Annotated in this window: 11 protein-coding genes and 2 pseudogenes; 8 read left to right on the top strand and 5 right to left on the bottom strand. The window is 47.0% G+C overall.

The window, feature by feature from the left end; translation table 11 throughout:
• Positions 1-294: 294 nt before the first annotated feature.
• Positions 295-636, bottom strand: a complete 342-nt coding sequence (locus IPN69_21170; GenBank protein MBK8813218.1) for a hypothetical protein — start codon at positions 634-636, stop codon at positions 295-297.
• Positions 637-1,119: 483 nt separating this feature from the next.
• On the opposite strand from IPN69_21170, the gene IPN69_21165 reads away from it, so the two are divergent.
• From IPN69_21165 to IPN69_21150, 4 genes are all read left to right on the top strand, one after another.
• Positions 1,120-1,656 carry a winged helix-turn-helix domain-containing protein gene (locus IPN69_21165; GenBank protein ID MBK8813217.1) on the top strand — a complete coding sequence of 179 codons (537 nt, stop codon included), beginning with the start codon at positions 1,120-1,122 and terminating at the stop codon, positions 1,654-1,656.
• A gap of 92 nt (positions 1,657-1,748) precedes the next feature.
• Positions 1,749-3,161, top strand: a complete 1,413-nt coding sequence (locus IPN69_21160; GenBank protein MBK8813216.1) for an AAA family ATPase — start codon at positions 1,749-1,751, stop codon at positions 3,159-3,161.
• A gap of 872 nt (positions 3,162-4,033) precedes the next feature.
• The gene (locus tag IPN69_21155) at positions 4,034-5,614 is read left to right on the top strand and encodes an ATP-binding protein (GenBank protein ID MBK8813215.1); all 1,581 of its coding nucleotides are present in this window, start codon (positions 4,034-4,036) and stop codon (positions 5,612-5,614) included.
• 1 nt (position 5,615) lies between these two features.
• Positions 5,616-7,586 (top strand): hypothetical protein, encoded by a 1,971-nt coding sequence (locus tag IPN69_21150; protein MBK8813214.1) that lies wholly within the window; start codon positions 5,616-5,618, stop codon positions 7,584-7,586.
• Between the two features lie 126 nt (positions 7,587-7,712).
• Here the strand turns inward: IPN69_21150 and IPN69_21145 are convergent, their stop codons facing one another.
• The 4 genes and pseudogenes from IPN69_21145 to IPN69_21130 form a co-directional block, all read right to left on the bottom strand.
• Entirely contained in the window at positions 7,713-7,973 is a 261-nt protein-coding gene (locus IPN69_21145; protein ID MBK8813213.1) for a transposase family protein, read from the bottom strand.
• The gene (gene ftsZ, locus IPN69_21140) at positions 7,915-9,534 is read right to left on the bottom strand and encodes a cell division protein FtsZ (protein MBK8813212.1); all 1,620 of its coding nucleotides are present in this window, start codon (positions 9,532-9,534) and stop codon (positions 7,915-7,917) included. Before ftsZ ends, IPN69_21145 begins: the two co-directional genes overlap by 59 nt.
• 111 nt (positions 9,535-9,645) lie before the next feature.
• A complete protein-coding gene (locus IPN69_21135; GenBank protein MBK8813211.1) occupies positions 9,646-10,617 on the bottom strand; it encodes a hypothetical protein in 972 nt (323 codons plus the stop codon).
• Positions 10,618-11,489: 872 nt separating this feature from the next.
• Positions 11,490-11,756, bottom strand: a pseudogene (locus tag IPN69_21130) (restriction endonuclease).
• 153 nt (positions 11,757-11,909) lie between these two features.
• Between IPN69_21130 and IPN69_21125 the strand changes: the two are divergent.
• The 4 genes and pseudogenes from IPN69_21125 to IPN69_21110 all read left to right on the top strand — a co-directional run bounded on the left by IPN69_21125 (position 11,910) and on the right by IPN69_21110 (position 14,115).
• Positions 11,910-12,281, top strand: a complete 372-nt coding sequence (locus IPN69_21125) for a hypothetical protein (GenBank protein MBK8813210.1) — start codon at positions 11,910-11,912, stop codon at positions 12,279-12,281.
• A 253-nt stretch (positions 12,282-12,534) separates the two neighbouring features.
• Positions 12,535-13,170, top strand: a pseudogene (locus IPN69_21120) (restriction endonuclease).
• Positions 13,171-13,396: 226 nt separating this feature from the next.
• On the top strand, positions 13,397-13,642 hold the full coding sequence (locus tag IPN69_21115) for a DUF3387 domain-containing protein (protein MBK8813209.1): 246 nt from the start codon (positions 13,397-13,399) through the stop codon (positions 13,640-13,642).
• Positions 13,603-14,115 carry a DUF3387 domain-containing protein gene (locus IPN69_21110; GenBank protein MBK8813208.1) on the top strand — a complete coding sequence of 171 codons (513 nt, stop codon included), beginning with the start codon at positions 13,603-13,605 and terminating at the stop codon, positions 14,113-14,115. Before IPN69_21115 ends, IPN69_21110 begins: the two co-directional genes overlap by 40 nt.
• Positions 14,116-14,300: the final 185 nt, after the last annotated feature.

Below are 14,300 nucleotides of genomic sequence, written 5' to 3'. Positions count from 1 at the left end.
GTGCAGAGTGCAGAGTGCATAGTGCATAGTGCAAAGTTCTCAAGCTGTCTTGTACTGTGCACTCTGCACTGTGCACTAAGCACTATGCACTGTGCACTCTCCACTCTCCAGCGGCTTGCCGCCCGGATTTGCGGAAAGGCTCGGCCTTTCCGGCAAGCGCCTACTTGAATCGCGGCTGCGCCGCCGATTGCGTTGCGTCAACCAACTCACCCTTGGCTGATTTCCCGACGGGTTTGGACTTCGATCAAAGCGCCTAAATATTCTAGGTATTATCATCCAAATTTGTCTTTTCCCCTAACGATCAACCGAGCCGCCGACCGAACTTGATCCGCCGCCGACCAAACTCACTTCCAACGCGACCGAACTCGATCCGCCGCCGACCAAACTCACTTCCAACGCGACCGAACTTGATCCGCCGCCGACCAAACTCAGTTCCAACGCGACCGAACTCGATCCACCGCCGACCAAACTCAGTTCCATCGCGACCGAACTTGATCCGCCGCTGACAAAACTCAGCTCCAACGCGATCGAACTCGATCCGCCGAGGACCAAACTCACTTCCAACGCGACCGAACTTGATCCGCCGCCGACCAAACTCAGTTCCAGCGCGACCAAACTTGATCGGCTGCCGACCAAACTCACTTCCAACGCGACCGAACTTGATCCGCCGCGGTGGTACGGCCAAATGGTCCGGCGCCACAATGCGGAACCCCGCACGAAGTAAGGGGGTACGGCCGCAGAGCGGTCGAGGCCCGCGGCTGCGCCGCCCCGCTTCCGTCCACTATGAACTCAACCCGCCCCAATTCAGAACACGGGCTCTCTGGTGTTGAAGCAAACCGTAAACTCGTGCTATAAAAATCGCAGTCGGTCGAAACAAAACCTTTTGCACTCAATTGCGCGCGAATTATCTCAGAAACGCGGGATTCCCGACGAACACCGAGATCAAAGACTGACCGCTCGGACCTCGACGGCGAAAAAGCAGTAAAAGATGGCTCCCAAAAGCAGATCTTCAAAATCGGAAGCAAACCTCGGATTCGAAGCCAAACTCTGGCTGACCGCCGACAAACTGCGCAACAACCTCGACGCCGCCGAATACAAACACGGAGGCTCAATCTGATTATGCCCGTTCCCACATATGATCAGTTCATCGATCCGCTTCTCAGAGTACTGTGTGCATATCCGCAGGGAATCAGAGCGTCCGACGCGTTTGAACTCGCCGCTGATCGTAAAGGATTGAGCGCCGCCGACCGCCAACAAATTCTTCCAAGCGGATTGCAGCACATTTACAAAAACCGTATCGGCTGGGCGCATGACCGTTTGAAACGCGCCGGCTATTCATCGAGCCCGCGCAAAGGGTTTTGGCAGATGACTAAGCTGGAAGAAACGATTTCAGTTCTTATCGAGGACGGGATGAACCCTGAAATCCCGGCAATCGGTTTCGGGGACGGGCCAAGGTTACCGTCGCAAGAGGGGATTACTCAAGAGCGATGCTCGACACCAGCATATCGGCAAACCCACTCCGGTCCGCCGCACTCACTGGGAAATCCACCCGTCACGCGTGTTGAGGTCTGCGCCACCACAAAAACCGAATGCCACACCGGCACAGGCTGGAAACTCCCGAAGACATGCCGTGAAATAAGATGGGTAGTTAAATAGCATAATGACTGCCTGCTTGGTTTTTGTTAAGATTGTTCAGCGCGAGTGCTGTCTGCTTATTGTTTTTCAGCAAAAATCTCGGATTGATTCGAATGAAAGTATCCATTTACAATTTTAAGTCGATTAAGGAACTTAATAGTTTTCAGATCAAGCCACTTACGATAATAGCTGGCGTTAATAATTCCGGAAAATCTTCGTTGTTTCAGTTTCTACTTTTGATCAAACAGACGATCGGATTTGCCTCGACTGCAATTCCACTTTCTGATAAGGGAGAGTATTCCGTTGCCCGTCTTCAAGATTTGGTGTTTGGCCGGGTGCAGGAGGCCGAGATGGGCATTTCCTTTTCAATCAGAGTAGACGAATTTTCTGATCCAAAAGTTTTTGCTGATTTCGGCGTTTCATCGTCACCGAATGCTGAATGGGCGATTGATCTTCGCTATAAATTTGAAGGTGAGCAGCCTTCGATCACGCTATTCAAAATCGTTCTTGAAGACCCTAAGGTAAAAGCAAATAAGCCCTTTCTGCAGATCATACGAACACAAACCGGTTACACTGCGGAGTCGAACGTTGAACATTTCGGAAAAGGATTGCGCGCGATTCCTGGCGAGCCACATAAACTGTCAAATATTCGGTTCGAATCGATTTTTCCATTACAATATGAATTGGCGGCGACCGCTGACGACGATGACGAAATTACGAAGAGTTTCAATCTTTCATCATTCCAAGAGTTTTTTAGGTCGTTTTTCGCGAGATTATATTACATAGGTCCACTCCGTGCCCGTCCGAAAGCGTCTTACGTTATTGAAAAAGATCACACAAGTGTAGGTGTCAATGGCGAATATAGTGCGCAAATTCTGCAGGCGAGAGCGAGCGATGTCATCAGCTTCTATAAGTTTTTGGCCAACACCGATAAAGACGAGCCCTATGAACTGGTTAAAAATACACTTCTTTATGGAGTGAAGTATTGGATGTGTGATGAATTTGGAATAGCAAAGGACGTCTATGCTAAGAAAGCCGCAGATGTTTACCAAATCTTCTTTGTCAATGAACTCGATCTCGAGATTACGATTGACCAGGTTGGCTTTGGTGTTAGCCAAGTATTGCCTCTGGTAATCGAGGGATTACGTATGCCTGATAACGGGGTTCTAATGATTGAAGAACCTGAAAGTCATTTACATCCGAAGCTTCAGAGTAAGTTGTTTGATTTTCTTTATTCGTTAGTTAAACAAGGTAAGACGATCATGATCGAGACCCATAGTAATCATCTTGTTGAACGAATGCGCCGGCGGGTTGCTGAAAGTAAATCGGACCTAATACTTGAAAGGATCGGGCTGAGCTTTGTTACTTCAAAATCTGGCAAAGCTGAATTCGAGTTAATCACCCTTGACAGATTTGGAGTAACTGAGTTTTTCCCGGAAGATTTCATCGAGCTTTCGAATGGCGAATTAGCTGCGATTGTTGAAGCTCAGATGAAAAAACGGTTGGCTGAATTGAACAATGAATAGACGGTGTTTGTTGGATTTTGAATCACTCGTGTGGGATAAAGCAGCCTTTCAACATAGTAAACAGAAGTATTACGTGTTGCTTGCAACTCTTCCTCGCCTCTTCACTCGGTTACGAAGTTCGAAGACTATTGTGGTTTTTAGTCCACGTCTTCTTGGTGAAATCTGGGGATCTTTCCCGTTCGCCGAGATGAAGCCAAACGAACCCGAATATGAAAGAATGCGCGACTTTCACTCGGCCACTTTAGGGTTCTTTGGTGCCGCGCAAATCGAATATATTGTTGGAAACGCAGGAGATCCCTATGCGACTGCTGAGCCCGAAATAAAGAAAGATCATTTTAGTGCTTCCGCTGATAGCGAACTCGACCGGATCATTACAGAAATCTCGGAGATTGGTAGTGGATGCGTTACGTTTTTTTCACTTTTGAGTATTTGGCCGGGGGGCGAGGACGAGATCTCGATTACCCGGACCTCGAATCCAGAAGTCAAAATCGAAGTGGTCTTGGGAGATCAGGACGAGGTTTTAGACGAGTATTTCGAGCGAAAAATGAACGTGTTTGACGAGGAGTATAAAGAGCATATTAAACCCGAATTCATACAAGCTAAGAACCCAAAAAAGTCTCGGCTATCGTGTTATGACGGGAAAAATGTAAATAGGTGTCAAGAGTTACTAGATCGTGCCATATCATCAGGAGATTGCTTTTATAATTTTGACGGAGAGCGATGGGTTGTGTTCAGACGAAGTTTTGGTGGCGAACCTTGTTACCGCGGCAACAACCCTTATCATGGCCACGACGTAAACGATGAGAACGATATTCCCCTGATATCAGAGAACTTAAAGATGCCCTTGGGTAGAGCCTGTCGAAAGAAGCAAAATGGCAACACAACTTCAAAAGCCGGTAATCGGCAAGCATTTGATCGAAACCCTAACCATGGGAATGTATACCGATCCATTGTTTGTTTACCGCGAGTATATTCAGAATTCAGCAGATCAAATAGATGTCGCCGTCAAGCAAAAGATTCTTGTCAGCCGGGACAAGGGACGGATCGAGATAATTATTGATCCGAAAATTCGACAAATCAGAATTGAAGATAATGCTACTGGAATTAGAAAGGCAGATGTCCCATCGTTTTTGGGCGATGTCGCGAAGTCGAGGAAGGACCCAACGACGCAAAAAGGATTCAGAGGTATCGGCCGATTAGGCGGACTTGGTTATTGTAAGAGACTTATTTTCGAAACTTCGTTCAAGGGAGAATCGACAAAAAGCATCATCGCAATGGATGCGGAACGACTGCGCACCATTATTAGCGATGTTTCCGAGACCGCCGACGCGGCAACTGTAATTAGTCTCATTACCACGATTCAAATCGAGGTCGATAGCGAAGATTCTCATTATTTCCAAGTACGAATGGAGGATGTGATCGATGGTGAACGTCTAGACCCGCTCTTAAACGAAAATCAAGTTGTTGATTATTTGGCCATGGTAGCCCCTGTTCCATTCCGGTCTGACTTTAAGTATATAGATCGAATCCACTCGTATTTTGAACAAAAAGGTCTTCCATTTGAAGAATACGACGTTCAATTGACGCTCAATCGCAGGCCAATACTGAAGGCTTACTCGAATGAAATTCTAGCACGAGACGGCAGGCCAATCGGCAAAATCATTGATGTCGATTTTTTCGCCGTAACGGATCAGGAAGATCAACTCTTGGCCGTTGGTTGGTATGGCCTGACAAATCTCCTAAACAAGGCAATTCCCGGCAATAATTTATTTGGAGGCATTAGGTTAAAGAAAAACAATATTACGATCGGTGATGAAAGTACATTGAAGGAATTTTTTGAGGCTGATCGCTTCAATCTTCATTTTGTCGGAGAGATACACGTCACAGGTACGGATTTCGTGCCAAACGCCAGACGGGACAATTTTAATGAAAGCGATTCTTTAAGTCTTCTCAGGTCTAAGATAAAAGTTGAATTTACGAAACTTGTTAAACTCGCCAGATTTTCTTCAGAGGTTTGGAGTAGGTATCGTGAAATAACGAGCTTCTGGGAAGAGGAAAGGAGTTATGCTGTTTTCCGAACAAAAGAACCTGTTTCCGCGGCATCCGTAAAAGCAAGAAAACAAAAGCTCGAGAGGTCGTTGCGAAAAGCAAAAACGGCAAAGGAACGACTCGAAGTTCTTGAACGTAAGAACAAGGACAATTTAAACGCTCGTTCGATATTCCAAACGATCATAAGCGATGCCAATTTAAGACTTGAAGACTCGAACTCTGGTCTAATGCCGACCATGGCCGAGTTCAAACTGGACAAGGCATTGAGTCGGCTGGATCCCCCAGTTCGGGTAGCTGTGATATCCATTTTTAGATTACTGGATAGAGAATTATGGGTTTGGGAAACGGAAAGGATAGAGCGTCTTAAGCTGAAAATTGTTGAAGATCTACTTACTTCGAACTGAGATGAGAAAAATTCTTCTTTTAGAACAGGGCTATAAGAATAAGTATCCACCATTGGGATTGATGAAAATCGCGACCTATCACCGGATGCTTGGAGATGATGTCACCTTCTTTAAGGGGGACCCCAGAGATTTGATTCTAAAAAAAATCGTCTCTGATTGTTTGGTAAAGCTCAACGCCATCGGGGAAGGCAAGGACTGGAGCGACCAAATCGGACTAATAGAAAGTTTTATCAAAACTGGCAAGAAAACAATTTTGGAGTCAATTCTTGGCGAAAACATAGCAATCAGTCAATCGTCAAGATTGTGGCTAAAGCACTTTTCGCAATATTTTCGTCAGAATGAGTTTGGCAAATATCCTGAGTATGATCGAATTTATGTCACCACCCTCTTCACATTTTATTGGAATATTTCGATAAAAACGATTCAGAACGCAAAACACCTCGTAAAAGACTTAAATGAGTTGAAAATTGGCGGCGTCATGGCTTCTCTGCTACCTGGAGAAATAGAATCAGCAACTGGAATCGTTCCGATGACGGGACTGTTGGATGTAGCAGGAGCGTTGGATGATAACAATATTGTAGTTGATGATCTACCATTGGATTATTCAATTTTAGATGAGGTTGACTATACATATCCGACGGGTAGCGCTTACTTTACATTCATGACCAAGGGCTGCACGAGAACGTGCTCGTTTTGCTCCGTTCCAAAACTCGAACCAACGTATAAAGAAAAAATTCCCACGGTCGACAAATTTCATAAGATAAAAACTCTATTTGGTGAGCAGAGAAACTTACTCCTAATGGACAACAATGTATTAGCATCACCTAGGTTTCCTGAGATCATTCAGGAGATTAAGGACATGGGTTTTACAAAAGACGCATTGTATCTAGAACCAAATCAGTTGGATATTGCCGTTAGAAATCTACGGGCCAATATCAACGATGCGGCATATGTAAAACGAATTACACTCATTTTAGAACACTTTCGAGCAAAATCGGTAAAGGGGAAATCCTTGGAAGTATTCGAAAATATGCTTCGAGAAAACGGTCTGTCTGATTTGTCACAAATCTCGAAGGAAAACATTCTGTTAGCTTATGACGAAATCAAGGAGTTCTATGAAAAGCATCGCGACAAAACTCCAAAGAAACGATATGTGGACTTTAATCAGGGAACGGATTCCCGTTATGTTACCGAAGAAAACATGAGGCTCCTAAGTGAGATTCCGATCAATCCACTTCGGATTGCTTTTGACCATATTGGCTTAAAGGACATTTACGAGAATGCCGTCAGATTGGCTGCGGAATATGGCATAAATCGGTTGTCTAACTATTTGTTGTTTAATTTCAACGATAAACCGGAGGATCTTTATAACAGAATGAAGATCAATATCGATTTGTCGGAAGAATTGGATATTCAAATCTACTCTTTCCCAATGAAATATATTCCTCTGTTTGGAGAGGAGGCGAAGCACAGAAAATATATCGGTAAACATTGGAACAAGAAATTCATCCGCGTCATTCAGGCGGTGAGCAATGCAACAAGGGGCATCGTGCCCGCTGGACGGAGTTTCTTTGAACGAGCGTTTGGGGCAAGCGTTGATGAATTCAACGAATTGTTATTCATGCCGGAGGCCTACATAATTAACAGAAAATTGTTTGATGAGGATCTCGGATATACTTCTGATTGGCGCGAACTCTTTTCGGGGAATCACCTTAATGAAGAAGAAAAGACTGAGGCAATGAGGATTATCTCTGTTGGCGATTTCTCGGACCTGTCTGCCCTAACTACAAATAAACGAATACTACAATTGCTTGAACATTACACTGTTAGGAAAGAAGATTTGTCAGAAGATGAGGAGCGGGTCAGAACAAAACGTGCTTTTGACCAACTCATCCACGATGATCAATTCTTGGAGTTGACGTTAACGTATGACTACGACGAGCAAGTCATCCGAGAGGTTGCACATGTCTAGGAATTTGATTGTTTGTCGCCAATTCCTCTTTTCATGATCGTTTGACGAACAGTCGCCAGAGAGCCCGTTTTGTTGATAAAACTTTGGTTACGCGGGTTGCGCGCGCTCGGAGACCACACGTAGGAATTAGCGGAAAATGAAGACGAATTGGCGGCCCTGATCCGTATTGAAGATCTCGGGCGTCGCCACCTTGAGCGCACGTTCAAGTCCGCCGACGCAAAACTCGGCATCGAGGCTCACCGATAGTTCCCAAGCGATGACAAACCGGCTAAACCAATCGAGGACCGCCATCAGGTAAACGAATCCGCCCCGCAGGCGGATGACGAATTTACAGAAAGGAAGTTGCTTTATCCTCGCGAGAAAGGAGATTAAGTTTCGGTGCCCCATCGGATCTTGGCATACGCCCTTCATCCTCCCCTAAAATGAATGGAAGTCCATTTACGTTAATTGGAGAACCCTTCGGGGTTATTTGATACTGTGATCGCGGTTGACCCTCCCCGCGATCAATTCGGATTGATCGAGTTTGATCGTTTGAACTGCTCCCGGCGGCAAGAAACATCACGTGGACATACTCTTCCCGATTAACAAATGTGGTGCCAAAAATAACGTCGGCGTCGGAGCCGCTTTGTGCAATCATTACCTCAATAGCCTCTTCAAGGTCAGACATAGGCGTCGACTCGGAACAGGTGAAATTCACCAAGATATGCGTTGCGCCGGCAATAGAGTTGTCTCTTAATAACCACGAATCAAGAGCGCTATTCATCGCTTTGAGTGCTGCATCGGCGCCCTCGGCTTCGCCGAGACCCAAAGATGTTGGGCCTCGGCCTCTTAGAACCGAGCAAATGTCTGCAAAATCGAGATTGATTATTCCCGTTGTCGTTATCAATTCGGAAATGCACTTAATCCCCTGAAGAACTGTATCGTCTGCGAATTTGAAAGCGTCGTAAATTGAAATTCCGTTCCGCACGTCCTTGAGTTTTGAATTGGGTACAGTGATAATTGAATCAACACACCGACTAAGCTCTTCAAGCCCCATATTTGCCTGGGCCGTTCGTTTTTTGCCCTCAGAGCAGAATGGTCTGGTTACGACGCCGATCGTAAGGATATCCAATTCCCGTGCAAGCGATGCTATGACAGGAGCCGCACCAGTACCTGTGCCTCCGCCCAATCCGGTGGTCACAATCACCAAATCAGCTCCGTAAAGCACTTCGAGCAAGAACTCGGTCGATTCTAATGCCGCCATACGTCCGATTTTAGCGCAAGAACCAGCACCTAGACCACGGGTCAGTGCCGGTCCCAATTGAACCTTTGTTGGCGCGTTTGACCTATTGAGTGCTTGAAGATCAGTGTTTGCAGCAATGAGATCAAAACCCTTTAACCCAGCTTCCACCATACGATTCACCGTATTGTTGCCGCATCCGCCGATTCCTATTATCTTGATTCGCGGTCCACGGTCGAACGAATGGTCGAGACCAAAATGGGTTGTTCTTCGGTGTCCACGAAGAACCAATCCGTCAAACTCGTTGCCGGGGGGCCGTATTGCAGGTGTCGTGTTTCCGATCAAGGTGCCTTCAGAAGCACTCCGTTTGATCACGAGGGTACATTGGATCTTGTCGATTTGAATATCAAAGCAAACAGATAAGAAATAACCGTCGATTTCAACCGCCTGCAAACGCTCGGACTCATCGACCTCCGGGTCAAAGATCGATGGAATCGAAAAGTACGCGAGATTGCGGTAAGTGCCAACATGAGTTTCTCCCTCGACTTCCAATAGGGACGTAATACTCTCTGTAACTTCAAACGTGGTCGCTTCGACTTCTTCGCACTGCAGAACTGACCGCACAAGTCCATCTACTATCAATCTAAACTGAAAGAACTTCACACCTTTGTGGCCCTCATCATCACGGTCCAGAAGCGCCTGGACCTCTTCATACTGATCCGTTGACATTCTTCGATACCCCTGCACCTCGAGTCCTGCAGTTGTTTTGGGTATCGACGATCTGCGATTTATTCGCTTTGGCTTTTTCATAGAAAACATCCGACCTCCGGTTTACAGTGGTCAATTGGTGTACTTTGAACCGTTCGACGGAGATTGTTCACTGGAAATCCACGGCAGACTATCTCTTATTTTTTGTTCCACGATTCGGCGTTCATTTCGGTTGAGTGGCATCGGTGCGAACCGGTCTTCGAGCCGAGTGGAACGGGACGGGACGGGAATTCCAGTTAGACAGGGCAAACAAAGTTTTTGATACGGATCTTCAAGGCGATCTGACGGGTCAGGAAAGTGACTATTGTAGTCATTGATCAATCTGTCGATACCGTGACGCATAAGTACCGCTTGCCGTTCACGATCGGTTCGATTCGAGTCATAACCAAAATACTCCGTAATGACGTTGATATCCGTTGTTACGGTCTGTTCTCGGTGGGATGGAAGCACAAACTGTTCCCGGGCCGCCCGCAAAATCAATTTCGTCCGTTCATTGCAGTCGGGAACGAGCACACAATCCCAATCCAGATATGGGAATCTAACCCTCAACTTTTTTTCGAAGAACTTCTTGATATGGCTTGAATTCTGGTTGTCAAACCTGTCACAGAGCTGCAAAATCTCGATAGTCTTGTAACGAAAAAAGTTCACTCCTTCAGCGATTGCAAAATATCTTGGATGCCGATCGAAAGAATTGACATAAAGATGCTTTACTATTCTGAGATATACATCATCTGCATTGGGTTCATAATCACTACGATATCGAGAGAGGTTACTTCGCGAATCAAATCGATAGATTTCTTCGTGAAGCTCGAACGCCTCTGAGGCCCTCAGCACGCCCAAGTGAAGCAGATCCCTCTCAAGGAAAGGTAATTTGTGGGGATCTTTTGAGAATGGTCTGCGCGAAAGCTGTTTTTTGGTCTTCTGCGCCAGGTCAATGCCGTGCTCGAGTACCTGAAATGCCACCACCGGGTCCGGATGAAGGAAGAACGCGAGTTCGTGGTGTCGATCGAGCGCATCCTTAGGATTTTCGGTAAAGTCAAACATATATCGCGAAGAAAATATCAGATTCAGTCGATATTGAATACCCTAGATTTGAAGCTTACCAGAATTCCCAAGAACGAGATGTGTAAGTTTTGATTTGTAAGTTTTGGCGGGTAGAATTGGCTTGATTTTCTTTGGAAGCGAACACCCCAAATCCTACATTCGTCGCGAATAAAAGTTCTATTAGAATGCGATTGGCATGACGCCGCTCTTCGATTTGTTCAATGAACAACGTTGAATGACTCTAACAACTTCTAGAGCCTGGAGGAAATTTGATGAACCATCAACAAGTACAGAAGAATCAACGAATCAATACAAGAAAGTCCCGAATCGTCCAATCTATTCCAAAAACAAGTCAAGCGAAACGGCTCGAATCCGGCAAGTTGATCGAGAAAGTCGACCACTTCTGCAGGTTGATCGAGTTCATTGCGATTCGAGTCGCGTTGCTTGTTCTTCTCCTTGCCGGGATCGTGATGCTGATGTTGAAGGAATTGGCCTTGAAATAGATGCATCGCTTTCGCTCGGGCAGTGAGTTGCAAAGATCGAAAAAGCGAATTGCGAACTCTTACAAAGAACATAGGGGAGAGCGGATGTAACGATCGTGGCAAGCCGACCAGCGTCGCGGCCCAAGTATTGATGCCAAGTATTGATGCCAAGTATTGATGAACGAAATATTCTTCCGAATGGTCCGTGAACAACACCACGGATCCGACGGGATTCTTGGCATCGTGATCGCCGGGACGTCGGCGACGCGGCTTGCCAGGAAATGGGAATCGGCGGTGCTGGTCGATGTTGACAACGATACTCTGCGGCGTATCATTAACAACCCCGAGGCGATGGCCGCGGTTGAGCGGATCGAAGGCTGTCACGATCCTGAACAGATCCGGCTCGAGCTTCGTGATCGCATCTTGGAGCGTGTTCTCCCGAAACTCGGTCAGATACATAAACGCGGGAATCCGCGTCGCGAACTTGATCAGCTTTTCCTGAACCTACTTGCGTTTCGACTTGTGCTCTTTCTCCTCGGCAATAAGTTCCTTCTTCTCCTTTGCCGACAGATCCTCGCTCGTTGCCTTGTTCTTGAGTTCCTTGACCTTTTCGCTTTTGTTAATAATAGTGTCGATGATGTTATCACCAAGCGACCTCCCGGCCTGTCGGTACCGGAAAAGCAAGGATCGGCGGGACCTTTTGCGAATCGGTCCGCGACTGGAAAAGCAAACCTTTTTGATGCAGAATCTGTTGACGGGTAAAGTGTGTCGATGAGGAAAAGATGGGGCTCTTATTGGCGGAAAATCGTTATGGCTGAAATAGATTGGAAACATTTTGGCCATTGGCGTAAGAATAACGGTTACCTCGTTATTTTAGGAATAGCAGCGTTTGTCTTGGTTCTTGTGCCTTACTTTTGGCGTTTTAGCGGTTCATTTGCGGAAAAGCAAGATGTGTGGGGGCAATTTGGGGATTACATTGGCGGTCTAATGAATCCTGTCTTAAGTGTAATTCTTCTAATTGCGGTGTTAAAGGAATTGAGGCATTCGTCGCTAACTATTATCGACAACAGGAAGAACATTAAAAGGCAGAATACTTTTGATGTTAGCCAAATGTTCCAATCACAAGGAATGATGGAATCAAGACTCGCAGCGTCCAAATTACTTAAGGCACTGCCATTATAGAAAATATTTTCAGAAGATAATCGACGCCAATGGCGAGATCCATCGGGAAAAATCGTTAGTTGCTCAAATTCATGCACTAGAGAGTTGGATGCCGCACGATCACAGCGATTAATAAATCAATTATTGCAAGATTTTTCGAACTCAATAGTGTCGAGAAGCATGTTGCCGGATGGGCTTAAAGAAATGGGTTGGCATTCAAAGCGGCGCGCCTCTGGGTTGGGGTTGGGTTGTGATCTGTCGCCAAGAACTAGTGTTGTCTTGAATCAACGCCAGCGGAGTTCTTGACATCGCGATGGCCGGGACGTCGGCGCCGCTTCTGGCCCGAAAATGGGAATCGGCAGTGTTGGTCAATGTCGACAACGATACTCTGCGGCGTATTTTGAACAACCCGGAAGCAATGGCAGCCGTTGGGCGGACCGAAGGATGGCGGTCGCTCGGCGACAACGTCATCGAGACGATCATCAACAAGAGCGAGAAGGTGAAAGAGTTGAAGAACAAGGCCAAGAACGGCGGTCTTTCGCCAAGCGAGAAGAAGGAACTTACCGAAGAGGAAAAGGAGTACAAGTCGAAGCGAAAACTGGTTCAGGAAAAGCTGATCAAGTTTGCGACGCGCATTCCGGCGTTTATGTATCTCACGGATTTTCGTGAAAACACGCTCCAGGACGTCATCACGAAGCTCGAACCGGACCTTTTCAGGATCGTCACCGGCCTGACGGTTCAGGACTTTCATCTGCTGGTGAGTTTGCGCGTCTTCAACACCGAGCAAATGAATCAGGCCGTTTTTGCCTTTCGCCGCTACGAGGACGCGTCGTTCCAATACACGGGGATCGAAAGCCACCAGGGCCTGACGCATTACGGGCTCTATGACACGGTGATGGCGAGGGAATGAACGGATTTAGGAATTCTGATTTGGGATTTTGGATTGGAATTTGGCCGCACTCAATCAGCGTTGGATGCCGACGAAATTGATCACGGAAGCAGCTGATTGGTGGCCGCAGGCGTAACATGTACACAGGGCTCATCGTCGATTATCTAGGCCTTGCCGATCAGCTTAAAGACGCGCTATCGGTCTACACGGAAAGCGGCGGCAAGGGCGACCCACTCGATTTTGGATTTTGGATTGCGGATTTTGGATTGCGTCGTGTCTGTCGAAAGCCTTCGCCTTGTGCGCCGCGAGCGACGAGGCGACGGCGCTGCGCGACGACATAAGCTATTTTCAGGCAATCTCGGCGGCGTTGGGCAAACAGAATTCAAACGGCAAGCGTTCGCCGGAGCAGATCGACGCGGCGGCCAGTCCATTTTGGATTTTCGATTTCGGATTTTGGATTGCCACGCCGCGGAATTGCTCGAAAAGCTTTTGAGGGACGAGATCCATCTGTGCGCGCGCCATAATCTGATGATGTCGCAGCTTTTCAGCGAGAAGCTCAAGAAGACGCTCAATGCCTATCACAACCGGGCGATCGCGACACAGGAAGTGATCGAGGAACTGATCGCGCTAGCCAAAGAGATCGACGCCGCCGCCAAACGCGGCGATGAATTGGGGTTGACCGATGACGAAGTCGCCTTTTACGACGCTCTGGCGGCGAACAAGTCGGCACGCGATGTAATGGGCGACGATCAGCTGAAAGTGATCGCGACGGAACTCATCACGCTGGTTCGCAAAAACGTCTCGATCGACTGGACCCTGCGCGAATCGGCCCGCGCGAAGATCAGGGTTTTGGTCAAGCGCATCCTGAAAAAATACGGCTACCCACCGGATCTGCAGGAAGACGCGGTGAAACAGGTCTTGATGCAGGCGGAGTTGATCTGCAGGGAGATTGCAACTCCATGTTGACAGTCTTTGATCGCATGAGCGATGTGCTGGCTGTCCAGAAGGAGATGATTAACGATCCAAGGCAAAGCCTAATCTCAAGACCAAACGTCGAGCACAGGAAGCCTGTTGAATATCGAGGTCGTTTGGGCCATTTTCGGAGGTGATGTAGATTTCTGTTTTTGAATATGGCCAAATCGAGAATCAAA

The sequence above is a fragment of the Acidobacteriota bacterium genome (genome assembly GCA_016715115.1).
Classification (GTDB): Bacteria; Acidobacteriota; Blastocatellia; order Pyrinomonadales; family Pyrinomonadaceae; genus JAFDVJ01.
The sequence above is the reverse complement of the archived record's forward strand: the minus strand, read 5'-3'. Positions and strand labels throughout refer to the sequence as shown.